21 protein-coding genes are annotated in these 17,155 nt (G+C 38.4%); 2 read left to right on the forward strand and 19 right to left on the reverse strand.

Annotated elements, in window-relative coordinates; translation table 11 throughout:
- Positions 1–42 precede the first annotated feature (42 nt).
- The 15 genes from PHO70_03235 to PHO70_03305 all read right to left on the reverse strand — a co-directional run bounded on the left by PHO70_03235 (position 43) and on the right by PHO70_03305 (position 12,932).
- Positions 43–498, reverse strand: a complete 456-nt coding sequence (locus tag PHO70_03235) for an N-acetyltransferase (protein MDD5431982.1) — start codon at positions 496–498, stop codon at positions 43–45.
- Positions 495–1,742 (reverse strand): glucose-1-phosphate adenylyltransferase, encoded by a 1,248-nt coding sequence (glgC, locus tag PHO70_03240; protein MDD5431983.1) that lies wholly within the window; start codon positions 1,740–1,742, stop codon positions 495–497. Before glgC ends, PHO70_03235 begins: the two co-directional genes overlap by 4 nt.
- Positions 1,739–2,338: a MarC family protein gene (locus PHO70_03245; GenBank protein ID MDD5431984.1), complete on the reverse strand. Its 600-nt coding sequence runs from the start codon at positions 2,336–2,338 to the stop codon at positions 1,739–1,741. The genes glgC and PHO70_03245 overlap by 4 nt, the downstream gene beginning before the upstream one ends.
- A 43-nt stretch (positions 2,339–2,381) precedes the next feature.
- Positions 2,382–2,615: a hypothetical protein gene (locus PHO70_03250; protein ID MDD5431985.1), complete on the reverse strand. Its 234-nt coding sequence runs from the start codon at positions 2,613–2,615 to the stop codon at positions 2,382–2,384.
- Between the two features lie 4 nt (positions 2,616–2,619).
- Positions 2,620–4,296 carry a DUF4900 domain-containing protein gene (locus tag PHO70_03255; GenBank protein ID MDD5431986.1) on the reverse strand — a complete coding sequence of 559 codons (1,677 nt, stop codon included), beginning with the start codon at positions 4,294–4,296 and terminating at the stop codon, positions 2,620–2,622.
- Positions 4,297–4,328: 32 nt separating this feature from the next.
- Complete coding sequence (locus PHO70_03260) at positions 4,329–4,943, reverse strand: prepilin-type N-terminal cleavage/methylation domain-containing protein (protein MDD5431987.1); 615 nt, start codon at positions 4,941–4,943, stop codon at positions 4,329–4,331.
- Positions 4,933–5,439 carry a hypothetical protein gene (locus PHO70_03265; protein ID MDD5431988.1) on the reverse strand — a complete coding sequence of 169 codons (507 nt, stop codon included), beginning with the start codon at positions 5,437–5,439 and terminating at the stop codon, positions 4,933–4,935. The genes PHO70_03260 and PHO70_03265 overlap by 11 nt, the downstream gene beginning before the upstream one ends.
- A 45-nt stretch (positions 5,440–5,484) precedes the next feature.
- Positions 5,485–6,237: an ATP-binding cassette domain-containing protein gene (locus PHO70_03270; protein ID MDD5431989.1), complete on the reverse strand. Its 753-nt coding sequence runs from the start codon at positions 6,235–6,237 to the stop codon at positions 5,485–5,487.
- Positions 6,234–7,028, reverse strand: coding sequence for an ABC transporter ATP-binding protein (locus tag PHO70_03275; GenBank protein ID MDD5431990.1), 795 nt, complete (start codon positions 7,026–7,028; stop codon positions 6,234–6,236). The genes PHO70_03270 and PHO70_03275 overlap by 4 nt, the downstream gene beginning before the upstream one ends.
- Positions 7,028–7,819, reverse strand: coding sequence for an ABC transporter permease (locus tag PHO70_03280; protein ID MDD5431991.1), 792 nt, complete (start codon positions 7,817–7,819; stop codon positions 7,028–7,030). Before PHO70_03280 ends, PHO70_03275 begins: the two co-directional genes overlap by 1 nt.
- The gene (locus PHO70_03285; GenBank protein MDD5431992.1) at positions 7,816–8,790 is read right to left on the reverse strand and encodes an ABC transporter permease; all 975 of its coding nucleotides are present in this window, start codon (positions 8,788–8,790) and stop codon (positions 7,816–7,818) included. Before PHO70_03285 ends, PHO70_03280 begins: the two co-directional genes overlap by 4 nt.
- Positions 8,791–8,979: 189 nt before the next feature.
- Entirely contained in the window at positions 8,980–10,602 is a 1,623-nt protein-coding gene (locus tag PHO70_03290) for a peptide-binding protein (protein ID MDD5431993.1), read from the reverse strand.
- 2 nt (positions 10,603–10,604) lie between these two features.
- Positions 10,605–10,979, reverse strand: coding sequence for a preprotein translocase subunit SecG (secG, locus tag PHO70_03295; GenBank protein MDD5431994.1), 375 nt, complete (start codon positions 10,977–10,979; stop codon positions 10,605–10,607).
- On the reverse strand, positions 10,976–11,749 hold the full coding sequence (tpiA, locus tag PHO70_03300) for a triose-phosphate isomerase (GenBank protein ID MDD5431995.1): 774 nt from the start codon (positions 11,747–11,749) through the stop codon (positions 10,976–10,978). The genes secG and tpiA overlap by 4 nt, the downstream gene beginning before the upstream one ends.
- Before the next feature lies 1 nt (position 11,750).
- Complete coding sequence (locus PHO70_03305) at positions 11,751–12,932, reverse strand: phosphoglycerate kinase (GenBank protein MDD5431996.1); 1,182 nt, start codon at positions 12,930–12,932, stop codon at positions 11,751–11,753.
- 142 nt (positions 12,933–13,074) lie between these two features.
- Between PHO70_03305 and PHO70_03310 the strand changes: the two genes are divergently transcribed.
- Positions 13,075–13,893, forward strand: coding sequence for an exosortase/archaeosortase family protein (locus tag PHO70_03310; protein ID MDD5431997.1), 819 nt, complete (start codon positions 13,075–13,077; stop codon positions 13,891–13,893).
- On the forward strand, positions 13,890–14,525 hold the full coding sequence (locus PHO70_03315) for an EpsI family protein (GenBank protein MDD5431998.1): 636 nt from the start codon (positions 13,890–13,892) through the stop codon (positions 14,523–14,525). Before PHO70_03310 ends, PHO70_03315 begins: the two co-directional genes overlap by 4 nt.
- Positions 14,526–14,719: 194 nt before the next feature.
- On the opposite strand, the gene PHO70_03320 is transcribed toward PHO70_03315, so the two are convergent.
- The 4 genes from PHO70_03320 to PHO70_03335 all read right to left on the reverse strand — a co-directional run bounded on the left by PHO70_03320 (position 14,720) and on the right by PHO70_03335 (position 17,154).
- Positions 14,720–15,010 carry a GIY-YIG nuclease family protein gene (locus PHO70_03320; GenBank protein ID MDD5431999.1) on the reverse strand — a complete coding sequence of 97 codons (291 nt, stop codon included), beginning with the start codon at positions 15,008–15,010 and terminating at the stop codon, positions 14,720–14,722.
- A gap of 109 nt (positions 15,011–15,119) precedes the next feature.
- Positions 15,120–15,632, reverse strand: a complete 513-nt coding sequence (locus PHO70_03325) for an ORF6N domain-containing protein (protein ID MDD5432000.1) — start codon at positions 15,630–15,632, stop codon at positions 15,120–15,122.
- 233 nt (positions 15,633–15,865) lie between these two features.
- Positions 15,866–16,516: a choice-of-anchor N protein gene (locus PHO70_03330; protein MDD5432001.1), complete on the reverse strand. Its 651-nt coding sequence runs from the start codon at positions 16,514–16,516 to the stop codon at positions 15,866–15,868.
- Positions 16,513–17,154 (reverse strand): PEP-CTERM sorting domain-containing protein, encoded by a 642-nt coding sequence (locus PHO70_03335; protein ID MDD5432002.1) that lies wholly within the window; start codon positions 17,152–17,154, stop codon positions 16,513–16,515. The genes PHO70_03330 and PHO70_03335 overlap by 4 nt, the downstream gene beginning before the upstream one ends.
- Between the last annotated feature and the right edge of the window lies 1 nt (position 17,155).

Here is a 17,155-nt window from a genome sequence, read left to right on the forward strand (position 1 = left end):
CCTATGTTTAAATTTGAATTTATGATTTTATCACAGCGAACTTTAATTTGCAATATTTTTTACCAAAGCGATTTCCTGACAATTGGGGAATTTGGGGCAGTTAATACACTCCGCCCAAATTTTATGAGGCAGGTCATCATGCTTGATTCTCTTAAACCCTAGTTTATTAAAATATTTCTGGTGATAAGTTAGGACAAAAACCCTTTTAGACCCAAGTTCCTTGGCCTCTTTGATACAAACTGATATTAATTCCTTCCCAATTCCTCTGCCCTGAAACCTTTCCTGGACAGCAAGTGATTTTATTTCTGACAAATCCGACCAGGAAATATGCAAAGCCGCACAACCTACAATTTTCTTCCCGTCAACATATACCCAGAAATCTCTTATACTTTCATAAAGCTCGTTTAAAGAACGAGGCAGCATCAAATCTTTATCTGCGAATGTATTAATTAAGCCCTGAATTTCTTTTATGTCACCGACTCTTGCTTTTCTTATCATTTTTTTCCGTTTGCTTGTTTTATCTCAGTCTTTTTCGCTACAACAACTATCCCTGAATCAGAAACAGTAAATCGTTTCTTATCCTCTTCAGGATCATAGCCGATAACCATGCCCTGAGGAATAATTACATCTTTATCAATGATTGCCCTTTTAATTTTTGCATAGCGCCCGACGTTCACGCCTTCCATTAAAATAGAATCGTATACTTCGGAATAACTGTTAATGCGCACATTTGGCGATAAGATTGAACGCTGCACCCTTCCTCCGGATACAATACACCCCCCGGAAACTATGGAATCAAGCACCAAACCGATTCTACCTGTGACCTCGTCTCCTGCAAATACCGTTTTAGCAGGCGGGAATTGTTCTTGAAGCGTTCTTGTCGGCCACTCTTTATCGTATAAATTAAATGTAGGATCAACCTGAACTAAATCCATATTTGCTTCATAATAAGCATCAATTGTCCCAATATCTCTCCAATAGGGCTGCAAACCTCTTTTATTCTCATCGTCAAAATTGTAAGCTGCGATTTTCAAGTTCTTCTTTAACATCTGAGGGATAATATCCTTGCCAAAGTCATGGTTTGAAGCGCTTTTCTTTGCGTCTTCCTCCAATTCATGGACGATAACAGGATGCTTAAAGACATAAATCCCCATAGATGCATAAATCTTATCGGGTTTAGAGGGGATAGTTTTTGGTTTTGCTGGTTTTTCCTGAAAACCGATTACCATCCCTGATTTATCTACCTCAATTACGCCCAATTGAGAAGCCATTTCTTTTTCCACTTCAACAACGCCTACGGTTAAATCCGCATCTTTTTCACGATGGAAATTAACCATTGTAAAATAATTCATTTTATAAATATGGTCTCCGGCAAGTATCAAAACATCTTTAGGATGGTCCATTTCAAGCGTATAGAGGTTTTGATAAATCGCATCCGCTGTTCCCAAATACCAGGAGTCCCCGATTCTCTGCTGGGCTGGCAGGATTTCAATATATTCGCCTAACTCTGAAGAAAGGATATTCCATCCAAGACGTATATGCCTTTGCAAAGAAGCTGATTTGTATTGAGTAAGAAGGTAAATCTTGCGCATCCCTGAATTAATACAATTGCTCAAAGTAAAATCAATAATCCTATAGATGCCTCCAAACGGAACTGCAGGCTTAGTGCGATCCTTTGTTAAAGGGTACAGCCTCTCTCCCTTGCCTCCAGCCATAATAAAAGTTAAAACGTTTCCTGTCATCTTATAAATGCCCCCATAATTCCGCGCCTGATCATCATAACTGCAATTGCGGCTAATAAGATATACATAATTTTAGAAAAAGCGCGTGTGCCACTTTCACCTGTATATTTAATTAGGATATCAGATTTCTCTAGAGTAATCCAGACAATAAGCATATTAATCGCCAACGAAACAAAAGTAGCTAACGTTCCGTAGGTATCCAACACTATTAAGGTAGTTGTTAAAACAGCTGGCCCGGTGATTAATGGAGTCCCCAGAGGAAACACACCTACATCTTTATCATGATTGCTAACCATAAGCCCTTTACTTGCCCCGGGTAGGAGCAGACGGACAGAAATTACAAATAAAAGCATACCGCCTGCAATCTGGAAATCAGAGATAGTAATACTTAGCAGATTAAGCACCCACTTGCCGACAAACATAAAAGCCACAGCCATAAGCGTTGCGGTTACAACAGAATCAACTACAATTTTTTGTTTGTGTTTCTTATTGAGCCCTTCGGTAAGAGAAAGAAAAAGCGGAACATTGCCAATGGCATCCACAGCAACAAAGATCGGAATGAAGCTTAAGATGAATGGCTCTAATGATTTAAACATACTAATTATTTTAGTATAGTTTTAGAAAAAGGCAAGACTAAATTTAGATGTCCAGCACATCTTTTATAAAAGGCTGCTCCCTTGGAAGCGGCCTAAGCGGCTCTTCATTTGACAAAGGCGGCTTAATGGTATTATTAAGATTTTCTATAGACTTATCCTGCTGCATACTTCTGATATTAACAGAAACCGGCTTCTTTTTGTTAATAGATAAACCGAGGATAAACAAGATTAATAAAGTAACTGTAATTACCCCAATAATAACATCTCTGCTTTTCAATTAATTACCCTCCCATATCCTGCCATATTGGCCTAGTTGTCCAGGTTGGAGTAGCTGAATAATTTGTAAGATAAGGAAAGTATGGAGGGGCAGTCCCCGAAATCATTCTTGCATCATACACAAAATTCCTGCCATAACCATGCGTATTAGTTGTCCCGCTAAACTGGCCAAAGGCTCCATAATTATCAGTAATTACACCTCCAAGCAGAGTTGCAATTCCCTTAGGAGCTCCCGAATCATAATTTTGGACTGTAAAAACTCCGTTAGGCGCCATAACTACTCCGTGTATTTCAATATTATTTGGGGCGCCAGAGCTTATTTCTACATTTCCATTCCAGGAAAGCAAACCTAATACATTAGAATACCCGCTAGCATTAAGCGAAGGCGAAGTATTATATTGTTCATACCTAATGTGGCTTGAAATAACTGCATTGTTATTAGCCGCAACAGTAAGATTAGAATTATGATTAACCGTTCCAGAAATAGCATTAATGCTTGATGCAGAATAAATCAACACACCTTCTCCTCCTGCCCCTTTTGGCAAACCACAATATGTATTCGTGCCGCTTCCATCAACAACTGTAGTAGTATTTGCCGCATAATTAGCAGTAATTGTAGATATGTTTCCGCCCCGATTAATTGTATAAACTGCACTGTCTCCGGAACTACCCAATGTGATATTTGAATCGCCTCTAATATATATACCACCCGTTAAACAACTTCCATCATTAGGCACATATACTCCATTCGAACTTGGAACCGATAATGTTCCTAAAGCCTGATCTCGCATTTCAGTTTGAGTAACCGATGTAGGAAGCGTATTTACCGGAGAATTCCTTTGAAAGCCATTGGAGAAATTTGGCACATCAATAGTACCATTGTGATCATTGGCAAGCGATTTTGTATTCCCGTTATTGTAATAATTAGCCAGATTATCAACCTGTGTAACAACTCCTCCGGAAAACTGCGGATTGTAAGCAAAAGAAAAACGCGTGTTAGTGGAAACTGGGCCGGAAAATTGGGTATTACCTGTAAACCATACCAATCCTCCATTTTGCATAGTATGGTTATTTGTAAAAAGCGCAAAACGCGCGAAATTGTTTCTTGTGATATCTACAAAAAAAGAACCTTGCGCCAATCTGACGGATTTTTGTATTGCGGTAAGAAAATTATTTGATGTTCCTATAGATTCTATTCTATAGTTGTAAAAAAACCTATAAGCAACAGACCCATTATTAATCGGATTAGCACCGGCAGTTACAACCAACGTAGCTGCATAACTGCCATTTACTCCTGTATTAAGCCCTGCCATTGTATTAATAGTAAGCCTTGCTTCTCCTCCTGCAACTGTAAACGCGGGATTAGGAGCATTTGTCCCATAATCCCTTAAAAAACCCAATGGATCATTATTAGTAACATAGGCGGTCAACAGCGCCCCGTTTGTCACATTAAGCATGTTCGCATTTAAATTTACCCCTGATCGAATTCTCAGCTCTGCATAAGCATTAGCTGCTCCTGCATCAGCAAGGTTTTGGGCTTGGATAACTGCTTTTTCTACACGAGCATACCTGCTTTCAGAAAGGATATTAGAAAAGTAAGCACCAACTAAAATAAGAATTCCGGTTATAAGCAAAAGGCTTATTATCAAAACCATCCCTTTTTTATTAGTTTTTCTTTTCATGGGAGCCAACCTTTCATTTTTATAAATCTTAACTAATGAGTTTCTATAACAGGGTTATTAGTTAAAGTTGTATCATAATTACGCAACATAACCCTTGAAGTTAAGGTAAACGGTAATCTATTCCTGTCAGATGCCGGCCTGTCTGAAGTTGAAATCGTAACAAGTATAATCGGGCAATCAGCTGCTGGAGTAGTGCAGGTATATGTAGCACAAGTAGCGCAACCAGCCCGGAAACTAACTGCACTAACGTAATTTGCCACAACCAACTCGGCATCCGTTCCCTCTTGATAAAGCAACTGCTGAGAATTATTAGGATCAATCCTAAAAGTCGCTAATCTAAGAGTGGTAATATTTCCTGTTGCATCTAAAACAGGCACATAAAAATCAATCTGCTGATTAGCATTAGAAATATTAACGCCATATATACCGCCAGCAGTCCATTGCCTACATGATTGCCTTAGGGCTTGAGCAATTCTATCCATACCCTTTCTGGCTTCTCTTTGCTCTGCAGATTGATGCATCCCAACTCTCCAACTCGTATTAGACATAGTAAATATGCCAAGCGCCGCAACTAACAGAGCAACAACTATGCCCACCGAAATCATTAACTCAATTAAAGTATGCCCTCTATTCATATTAAACACCATAATTTGGAACCAATGTTATTAATTCTATCGGAGAATCATACCTGCCGTTTCCATTTGTATCTTCAGCACCTGTGACATCTCCATCTAAATTTGCATCTTCTCCAATAATGCTATTTTTATTCCTAAATGAAGCCACTACCCTGACACGCAGAAGTAACCGGTCAATTACCACACCAACTTCAATCCTTCCTATTCCGATATTGTCCCCTGCAACACCGCTACCGCTCGGGATAAGAAAAGTTGTCCCATTTAGCGCAGTAATGGCATCATAGCTTAAATTTTGCATCTCTTCCATGCGGGACTGGCAAGTATTAATTGCGATAGTTGAGTTTTTGCTTAACGTAGAAAGTAAAGAGGTATTTGCCAGCACAAGCAGGATGCCACTCATCGTGAAAGCTAAAATTCCAAGGGCCAAAAGTACCTCTGCCAATGCAAAAGCCCTATTCCCAGCTTTCTTCTTTCTTATTCTACTGCAAGCAGTTAAATTATCCTTCATAATAAAAGTATACCATGAAAAAATACCGTTTTAAACTACTAACTGTTAAATTATCGATTTTAATAGGTTCTGTGTATATTCTTCCATAGGCGCGCTGAATATCGCCTTAGATGAATTCTGCTCAACAATCCTGCCATTCTGCATGACAATTACTTTATCGGATAGATACTTAATCACCGCTAAATTATGACTGATAAAGATATAGGTAAGGCTTAATTCTCTCTTTAATTTAGTAAATAATTCCAACATTTCAGCCTGAATTGTCAAATCAAGTGAAGAAATCGGCTCATCCAAAACAAGGAACTTTGGATTACTGGCAAGTGAGCGCGCGATACAAATCCTCTGGCGTTGGCCACCGGAAAATTCAATCGGGTATCTGCCAAGAACGGAATTTTCCAAACCAACCATATTTAACAATTCCATTGCTTTTGAGTGGAAACGCCCCTTCTCAACAATCTTGTGGATTAAAAGCGGCTCAGACAATATATCAATAATTCGCATTTTAGGGTTAAGGCTATTATAAGGATTCTGAAAAATTATCTGTACGTCCTTCCTGAAATTATTTATCAATGAACTGTTAAAAACCACTTCTCCGCTGGTCGGTTTGATTAAATCAAGGATGACCTTTGCAAGGGTAGTTTTTCCAGATCCGGATTCTCCAACGATTCCTAATGTTTCAAATTGCCCTACCTCAAAGCTTATGTTATCAAGCGCCTTAACTATACCGCCTTCAGATTTAAATAATCCACGCTCAACTATAAAATCTTTGGAAACATTCTTTATCTGGACGATATTCATAATCTACCGATTAATTGATAAGCCCGAATTAATTCTTTTGTATGAAAATGCACGGGCGAATTAAAAATCCTCTCTGTTTGGCCGGACTCAACAATTTTGCCTTTATACATTATATAAACCCTATCCGCTATTTTACGCGCGATTGCCAAATTATGAGTAATAAAAAGAAGCGAAAACCCGAATTCTTTTTTCAGATTAACCAATAAATCAAGTATCTGGGATTCAATTGTTACATCAAGTGAAGTGGTCGGCTCATCTGCAATCAGAAGTTTTGGTTTTAAGGCTAACGCCATTGCGATAAAAGCCCTTTGGTTCATCCCTCCAGAAAGCTGATGCGGATAATCATACATAACTCTCTCCGGGTCCTTAATCCTTACCAGCCTAAGCAAATCAAGTGCCACATAATAAGCTTCTTCTTTAGGCTTATCATTATGAAGCATTATTGCTTCCATTATTTGATTGCCGATTGTGTAAACCGGATTTAAGTAGCTCACTGGCTCTTGGAAAATATAAGCAATTTCCTGCCCCCTTACTTTTACCAGTTCGCTTTCCCTTAACCCTGATAAATCTACGCCATTAAAAATGATACTTCCACTGGTTAACTTTGCATTCTTAGGTAAGATTTTAGTTACCGACAAAGCGCTTATGGTTTTACCCGATCCCGATTCCCCTGCTAAAACAACAATTTCATTATTTCTAATACTTAGATCAACTCCATCAACAGCGCTGATAGACTGCCCTCCTAAATCAAATTCCACTTTTAGATTATTAATATCCAATAGATTAGCCATTATCCGATCTTCTTTTTTAAACCTTCACTTAAGAAATTAAAACCTAATATAGTAACAAGAATTGCCAAACCCGGGAAAACCGTAATCCACCAGGCGACTCCTAATGTTGATTTTGCCTCAATAAGAATATTACCCCAGCTGGGGACAGGCGGTTGAACACCAAGTCCTAAGAAACTTAAACCCGACTCTAGAAGAATTGCTCCCGCAATACCCAAAGTTGCATTAACTAATACCGGCCCAATTGCATTCGGGATTAGGTGCCGAGATATTATCCTAAAATTTGAGGCTCCGATTGCTCGCGAGGCTTGGATAAACTCTCTTTCTTTCAGCGTCAGTATTTCAGCTCTGACAAGCCGTGCGACACCCATCCAACTGGTTAAACCGATGATAATCATAATATTAAAAATCGACGGCTCAAGCATTGCCACAACAGCCAAGATTAAAAAGAACGTCGGAAAACAAAGCATAATATCAACAAAGCGCATAATAATCATATCAATTAACCCGCCGTAAAAACCAGCTATTGAGCCTAAAATCAGCCCAAGCAGAGTTGCAATGCCAACTGCAATTAAACCGATGCTTAAAGAAATTCTTGCCCCATAGATAATCCGGCTTAATATATCCCTTCCTAAGCTATCAGTCCCCAATAAATGTTTGGATGACGGAGCCATAAGTAGATTATTCTGGTCAATAATTGAAGGTTCATATGGACTGATTATCGGCGCAAAGATTGCAATCAGGCTAAAAAAACCAATAATTATTATTCCCGCTAACAAAGCTTTGTTTTTCATTTTTTAAACCTTACCCTTGGATCAACATACGCATAACTGATATCAGCGATTAAATTCCCAAGCATTGTTAAAACTGCACCCAAAACAACTTCAGCCATAATCAATGGATAGTCACGCGTCATTACAGCTTCATAAAATAAACGGCCGATACCCGGAAGAGCAAAAATTGACTCAAAGATAACACTTCCTCCTAAAAGCCCGGGAATTGATAAACCTAAAATAGTAACAATCGGCATAATTGCATTTCTAAGCGCGTGTTTATAAAGAACCACATTTTCCGGTAAACCTTTTGAACGGGCTGTATAAATATACGGCTGATTCAAAACTTCAATCATACTTGAACGCATATATCGGGAAATTCCCGCCAAGCCTCCGATGCATGAAACAAAAACAGGCAGCATCAAATGCCTGCTTAAATCTGCAATTTTCCCCCAAAAGCTATAATATTCAAAATCCAAAGAAGTGATTCCGGAAATTGGCAGCCATCCTAATGTTATCCCGAATAAATTCATCAGAAGCAAAGCCAGCCAAAAAGTAGGCATGGCAAAACCGATAAAAACAAAGATAGTCGTGATTTTATCAAATGCCTGATTTGGCCTGATTGCGCTTCTTACTCCCAATGCAATTCCAAGAATAAGAATTATTATTAAAGATAGGACATTTATAACTAAAGTTATGGGGATTTTTTCCAGGATTTTATTTAAGACTGGGCGGCCATCGCTAAATGAATTGCCAAAATCAAATTTAACCAACTTTTTAACCCAATTAAAATATTGTTCATGCAGAGGCTTATCAAGGCCATATAATTTCTCAAGCCTATGGCGGACCTCTAAAGAAACCTTAGGGTTAAGCGATTGCTGAATCTCAGTAGGCTTTCCCGGGGCAAGATGAATAATAAAAAAACTAATAATCGTAATGCCGAAGAAAATCGGCAGAAGCATCAATAATCTTTTCGCTAAATATTTAATCATATTTTACTGGATCCCTGCTGGAGTTTATCCCTGCGAAAGCAGGGACAGGGATGACAATCGCATGTCATTCCCGCGCCCTTCTGTCATTCCCGCGTTCTTCATGTCATTCCCGCGAAAGCGGGAATCTACGCTATTTAGTGGATCCCTGCTTTCGCAGGGATGACATTGCCCTGCAGGGATGACAGCTTCTTATCTACTAGATATTACCGTCTTATATCTTTGCTTTCCTAGAGGCACCCACCAATCAATGAAATTATATCCAATGCCAATCGGCTCAAGTTTCACACCTTGGAAACGGCTGTGCAAAACAGACAATCCATCCGGAACATACAAAAACATATAAGGCTGTTCATCGTAAAGTATTTCCTGGATTCTATGGTAACAAGCTTTTCTCTCTTCCTGATTAAATGTCCTGCGCGCGGAAGTTAATAAGTTATCAACCTCTTCATTTTTATAGCCGATAAAATTAAATTCACCTTCTTTTGTTTTTGATGAATGCCAAATATCAAAATTATCCGGCTCGCGACCCAGCCCCCAGCCAAGCAAAACCGATTCAAAATTTTTCTTATCAATAAATTCTGTTAAAAATACACTCCATTCCAAAACTTTTACATTAACTTTTATTCCTACATCCTTGAGCCTGCGCTGAATAATTTGCGCAACTTTCAGTCGTTCTTCATTGCCCTGATTGGTAATAATTGTAAATTCAAACCTTTTCCCATCTTTTTCAAGCCAGCCATTCTTATTAATCCAACCGCACTCTCTTAATAATTCTTTTGCTTTTTTAGAATCAAATTGAGCGGGTTTTACCTTATCATTAAATGCCCATGAATTTGGGACAAACGGCCCTGTGCAAATCTTGCCTAATCCTAAGAGCACAATATTGATTATTTCATTTTTGTCTACAGCATAATTAAGCGCCTGCCTGACTCTTTTATCCTTAAACTTAGGATTGTTCAAATTAAATCCTAAATAGATATAAGTAAAACTCGGCACTTTAAATTTGCGATAATTCTTCTGGAAGAAAGGCGTGTCTGTTTGACGGGTAAATTGCAATGGGGTAAGCCCGGCAGAATCAAGCCCTTGCGTCTGCAGCTCTAAAAAAATAGTTGATTCATCAGGAATTACCCTGAATATTTCACGGTCAAGATAAGGCCTGTGTTCAAAATAATTTCGGTTTGAAGCTAATTCTATCTTCTCCTGGCTTTTCCATGATTTAAATTTATAAGGGCCGGTGCCGATAGGATGACGGGAGAATTTCGTTGTATTTAAATCCTCTTTTTCTAAAAGATGCTTCGGGATAATTGACATCCCCCAGCTGGCAAGGCCCGGAGCAAATGGTTCTTTGTAAGTAACTTTAACGGTATAATCGTCAATCACCTCTAAAGACTTAATCCTTTCAAAATCCCCACTGTAGGGCGTCCTGATTTTAGGGTCAATTAATTTCTGGTAGGTAAACTCCACATCCGAGGCAGTAAAAGGAAACCCATCGTGCCACTTAACATTTTTTCTTAAATGAAAAATTATGGTTAACCCGCCGTCTTTTATCTCCCAGCTTTCCGCCAGATCTCCAACTAAATTTATATCTTTATCATACTTAACTAACCCGTTAAAAATCAGCCCGCTTGCTGACTGGGAAGCGGAATCGGAAGCAAGTAACGGCAAAAGATTCCTTGCGTCAGCAATTGAACCTGAAACAATAGCATCACCATAATCTTTTGCAAAACTTTGGGAAAGAAATACAAACAAAAAAGCTACCAAGAAAATCGGTAGCTTAAATTGTTTTATTACTGTAACCTTTGAGTTATTCACCCTTAAGGAGTTTTTTTAGGTGTTTCCTGTGTTGCTGGTGTTTTAGGCTCTTCTTTTTGCGGTGTTACTTGCTGGGTTGTTGTTGCTGCTGTTGCTGCTGGCTGAGCAGCCTGTGTTACAGCTGCAGGCTTTACCCCTCTCATCAACGATTTGCTCTGCCTAACAGACATAATCGCTAAAGATAAACAGGTTATAAAGAAAATTACACTTAAAACACTTGTTGAGCGCGTAAGGAATTCATTGGTTTTTGTACCAAACATAGACTCAACACCCGCGAAACTCTCAACTAAACCGCCGCCTCTTCCTCTTTGAACCAAAACCAAAACAATCAATAATATACAAACAATTACATGGACCGCAATAATCAAAATTATCATTTTCTAACCTCACTCGCTTTCTTTACAATTTCGGTAAATGACTCTACTTTAAGGCTTGCACCACCTACTAAAGCCCCATCAACGTCAGGCTGACTCATCAACTCAGTAGTATTTTCCGGTTTTACGCTTCCGCCATATTGAATTCTAATCTCATTAGCTGTGTTTTCATTATACATCTTTTTTAACAAATCACGAATATATTTATGTGCTTCCTGAGCCTGTTGAGGCGTTGCAGTCTTTCCAGTGCCAATTGCCCACACAGGTTCATAAGCGATAACAACTTTTAAAGCATCGGTTGCGCTAACATCTTTAAGCCCGCCTTTAACATGATCTTCTAAAACTTTAAAGGTAAGATTCTTTTCTCTTTCTGCTAAAGTTTCCCCTACGCACATAATTGGCGTCAAGCCATGTTGCAAGATAGCTTTTAATCTCTTATTTACTGTCTCATTGGTCTCGCCGAAGAACTGCCTGCGCTCGGAATGCCCTATGATAATATATTTACAACCGGCATCTTTCAACATCTTACAAGAAACTTCCCCTGTAAATGCGCCTTCATCCTGCCAATAAGCATCCTGTGCCCCTAAAGCAATATCAGTTTCAATTATTACTTCATTAACTTCGCTTAATGCGGTATATGGAGGGCATAAAACTACATCGACATTAAGGCTGTCAACCTTAAAAATCTCTCTTTTTAAGCCATTTGCCAGCTCAATTGCTTCATTAATTGTTTTGTACATCTTCCAGTTTCCCGCGATAATTATTTTTCTCATCTTATTTCTCCGTAAGTGCCGCGACCCCGGGAAGAACCTTGCCCTCTAAGAATTCAAGGCTTGCGCCTCCGCCGGTTGAAACATGAGACATTTTATCATCAACTTTAAACTTAGCAACTGCAGCAGCAGTATCTCCCCCGCCGATAATTGAAGTGCATTTAAGAGTAGCGATAAATTTAGCGACTTCCGCTGTCCCTTTACTAAAAGCATCCATTTCAAAGATTCCTAACGGGCCATTCCAAACTATTGTTTTTGCATTCTTTAGCTCAGATTCAAATAATACAATTGTCTTTGGGCCAATATCAACAGCGATTTTACCATCAGGAATATTCTCGCCTACAATTTCAGACTTCGCATTAGCATCAACAGTTTCAACAACCAAGTTATCTATGGGTAACAAAATCTTCTTCTTTAATGAATCTGCTTTTGCAAGAATTGATTTTGCTAAATCAATCTTATCTTTCTCTAATTTTGAATTTCCTATCGGTTTACCCTGGGCTTTTAAGAAAGTATATGCCATACCGCCGCCGATAATAATCGCATCACATTTTGGCAATAAATTCTCAATCATTCCTATTTTATCCGAAACTTTAGCTCCACCTAAAATTGCTACATACGGATGGGCTGGATTCTGTGTGGCATCTCCTAAATATTTAATTTCCTTCTCTAAAAGAAAACCTGCGGCAGCCTTCAAGTAATGAGCAACACCCTCAGTTGAGGCATGGGCGCGGTGTGCAGTCCCAAAAGCATCATTAACATAAACATCTCCTAAGCTTGCCAGCTGTTTGGCAAAATTCGCATCGTTAGCTTCTTCTTCAGCGTGAAATCTTAAATTCTCTAAAAGGATAATTCTCTCTTTAGCAGCATCAATTTCTTTTTTAACTGCATCGCCAACACATTCATTAATAAATTTAACCGGTTCACCCAATAAATCCTTTAACCTGTCAGCAACCGGCTTAAGGCTGTATTTTGCAACAACTTTGCCATCCGGCCTGCCTAAATGACTCATTAAAACTAATTTTTTTGCTCCATTTTGTAAAATGTATTTTATGGTTGGAATTGTGGCTTTAATTCTTGTATCATCGGTAATCTTTAACTCAGCATCTTGCGGGACATTAAAATCAGCACGCATTAAAACAGTTTTATTCTTTAAGTCTAAATCTTTAATCGTGATTTTTGCCATTTGTTTATCCTCCATTTGAAGCGTTTAATATATATTAAATACAATAATTTGTCAAGAAAAAACCTCAATATACCTTGACAAAGCCCTGCAATAGGATATACTTATATTCCTATTAAAATAGTTTAAAAAGTTCAAATTTACCATGATAAATCTTAACTATATAATCTGGGCACTTATCGCAACCCTATATGCCCCAACATTCTACTTCCTTTATCGTTCAGGCTGGGAATATATTGACTATACCCATGCTTATTTCATTTTACCTGTCTCTTTAGGGCTTATTTGGTATAAGCGGGCTTACCTAAAGAAAGCTTTTGATAAATCAATCCCTACTGTTGTTTCAAAAACAGGCCTGGCGCTTTTTATTGCTTCAGCTGCGCTCTTTATTATTGGCTATAGAAATGGTTTTAATTTTATTGCTACATTCTCCCTCATACCTCTTTTATTCGGCTTATCACTTTATTTATATGGCAGAAAAGTAACCAGAGCCTTAGTTTTTCCTTTTTCCTACCTTTTCTTGCTTGTTCCTATTCCAAGCGGGATATTAGACAGTATTACTGTTCCCATGAGATACGGAATTTCAGTTCTCACCGAAATTATACTTAAAACATTTAACTATCCAATAACCAGAGAGGGCTTGCTTTTAAAACTACGAAGCCATGAAATTTATATGGGCGCTCCTTGCAGCGGGTTCCGATCGCTTATCACAATGATTTCTTTAGGGCTTGTATACGTATATTTAAGCAAGAATAACCGGAAAAATAAGATTCTTCTCTTATCATCAATTATTCCGTTTGCTTTAATCGGAAATCTCATAAGAGTAGTCTCAATGTGTTTGGTAACTTTTTATTTTGGCGATTCAATTGGCCAAAAATACCATGACATAAGCGGATATATGATTTTTGTTTTCCTTATTCTTGGTTTAGTCGGTTTGGAAGCATTACTTAATAAACGAAAATGAAAAATAAAAAAGAAATTCTAGTTATAGCAGTTCTTTTATTCTCCGTCGCTGTAAGCTTCGGGATTCCAAAACCAAAATACGAAAGCCTTAATATATTATCAAAAATTGACGTGCCATGGAGAACCAATTACTGGATTAGCCAAGACGTATCAAATAAATTTGACACTCGGGACCAGCGATATAACTTTATCGGTAATATCTTCGGCCGCGCTTACGTTAACAGGTTAGGCGAGAGATTGCTTTTCTTAATCTTAGATGCGGGGAATTTCCATAATCCAAAGGTTTGCTTTGGAGGTTCAGGATATAAAATTAGTGACTTCGCTGACACTCAACTAAAAGTTGGAAACAAGGTTTTTGTAGCTAAAACACTTTATGTTCAAAAAGAATCAGAAAATACGCTACTTGTTTACTGGATCTGCATTGATAAAAAGATTGTAAACTGGGGTGGACAAAAGATACTTGAATTCTGGAATACATTATTGAATAAAAAGAAAGCGGGATTAATGCTGCGGCTTGAAATCCCTACAACCGAAGGAAACATTCCAAACGCTCAAAGACTTGCCAATGAATTCCTCAACGAAATCGCTTCAAACATCAAACCCGACCAAGCCGAATACCTCTTTGGTAAATAGCATTTCTTAATTAGTATAATAATTCTGGATCCCTGCTTTCGCAGGGATGACAAACTATACTCCAAATCTTAACTGTTTTTTATGCCATCTAAGCGTCTTTTATGTCATTACCTGAACCTTGTCATTCCCAGAACCTTGTCATTCCCTGAACTTTGTCATTCCCTGAACTTTGTCATTCCCGCGAAAGCGGGAATCTACGCTATATCCTTATATAAATCTCTCCAATGGGAATTTCTTTTCTCAATCAACTCAATCTTCCAAACTCTTTTCCACTTTTTTATACATTTCTCACGAATAATCGCACTATTGATATCTTCCGCTATTTCATAGTAAACTAAATCGTGGACACGATATTTTTTAGTAAATCCTTCAATAATATCATTTTTATGTTCGTATACCCTTAACAACAAATTATTAGTAACCCCAGTATATAACGTACCTTTCTTTCCGCTTGCCATAATATATACATAATAACTTTTATCCATATCTGTCATTCCCGCGCCCTTCTGTCATTCCCGCGCCCTTCTGTCATTCCCGCAAAAGCGGGAATCTACGCTATATAGTGGATCCCTGCTTTCGCAGGGATGACAAGAGTTAATTTAACCCAAACCTTGGCTTAGGTGGCTCAGGTGGTGGCTCAAGCAGCTTCTTTATTGCTTCAAAGATTACTTGGATATCTGTTTCGTGCAGCTGATACTTTCTTTCTAATTCTTCCAACTTCTCTGCTAATTCTTTATGCGTAAGAAGCAACTCTCGAATTCTTACAAAAGCCCGCATTATAGCGATATTAACCTGAACCGCTCTTTCAGAATTAAGAACACTTGAAAGCATCGCTACTCCTTCTTGAGTAAAAACATACGGTGTGCTTGAAGAATGTTTTAATAGCTTAAACCGGTCACAATTTGTGACCAGTTCGTTTTTCTCTTTTTCTGATAAACTAAACATAAAATCTCCTGGGAAACGATTACGATTTCTCTTTACTGATTGATTCAATACCTTTGTTCCAATCCCATACAACTCCGCCAAGTCTCTATCCAGCATAACCTTTTTACCTCTTATCACTAAAATCTTCGCAGCTACTGCCTCAACAATCAATTCTTTTCCCATATTTTCTTCCTCCTTATGCCCAGCAAGGGCACACTGGCGCAAATCCGATAAGCGCCAGGTGCTACAACAATAGACGAAGAAACTTGCAAAATCTAACACAAAAAAAGCAAAAAAAAGCGGAGAGAATTTCTTCTCTCCGCTAATATTTCATTCCCGCGAACGCGGGAATCTACGCTATTTAGTGGATCCCTGCTTTCGCAGGGATGACAACTTCTACAGGGATGACAGTTGTATTAAGCTTTCTTTCTTTTAATACGTGAACCTACAGCTAAAGCTCCACTACCTAACAAAAACAACGCCGAGCTAATTGGCTCTGGAGTTGTTACTACATTTGCATCATGTGAAGGTGGATTAAAATACCAGCCGTTTTGATTATTTTCATCAGAGCTTCCATAAGCATCAAAATGGAATTTTAAACCTGAATTAATGAAATCGGTGATTGAAACCGGTATTCCAATCGTTGTACCAGCAGCTACATCACCAATGGTATATTCTGTCCATTTTGCTGTCCCCTCTGGCCAAAAGATACTATGTGGAGGCAAATAAGTGTGACTTCCTGTATTAGTAAAGCTGGAATAATAATATGGTGTGGTATTAACAGTTAATTTCCAAGGCTCTGTTGGAGATGAAGTCCCCGGAATAGACAAAACAAGATGTGCATCAAAAATAGTAGCGTCGGCAGTATTCTGGAAATTTAGAGTAAAACTCGGATTATGAGTTAGGTCACTTTCTTCTAGCCAAGGGTCACTTGAAATACCGACTTCCTCAGCTCCCGGAATACTTAACCAAATCTTAGCCTTACCACCGTTATTATCAGGAGGAGTTGCCCAAGCTGAACCAGCAACAAAAAACAAACATACAAGCGTTAAAAATAGTTTTTTCATCTTACACCTCTTCGTTTTCTTAATCCAACTAATGCGGCTCCGCCTAACAAAAACAACGCACTGCTAATCGGTTCAGGAGTTGCGGTAATTTTAGTCGTAAAAAATCTCTGGCAATATAAATCATTTCCGCCATTTGTCCAAATCCATTTAGCATTATTATCAATATTAGGATAATCTATGTTCCATTTTCCACCATAACCCTGCCCATCATAGGCAAGCTCATCTATAACTCCAAAATTATGAAAATCAAATTGCTCAAGGCGCACTGTCCAATCAGTTGCGTTGGACAATAAATATTGCGTTCCATTTGCAAACTTAAACCCGCTGCCAGACAATGTAAAATCGCCAATAAAGCCAGCTAAATTAGTTATAGTAGCAGCACCCAAAACAGTCAAATAATAATCGTGTCCCGGAGTAAGCTGTGTGCTGAAATGAGTTTGAGCGGAATCAGGATCGGGATTAGCGCTTGAACCGCCGGTTATTAATTGAGCATTCAAGAAATTGGCATCCGTATCATTAATCCAGACGGTAAATTGCCTATCAACAACTACATCCCCTGATAATGTTACTGTAGAAGCATAAACTGGAGTAAATACGACGAGGGAAATCAATGCAACTAAAAATAATTTAAATTTCATT

The organism is Candidatus Omnitrophota bacterium (genome assembly GCA_028715415.1).
GTDB lineage: Bacteria > Omnitrophota > Gorgyraeia > Gygaellales > Profunditerraquicolaceae > JAQURX01.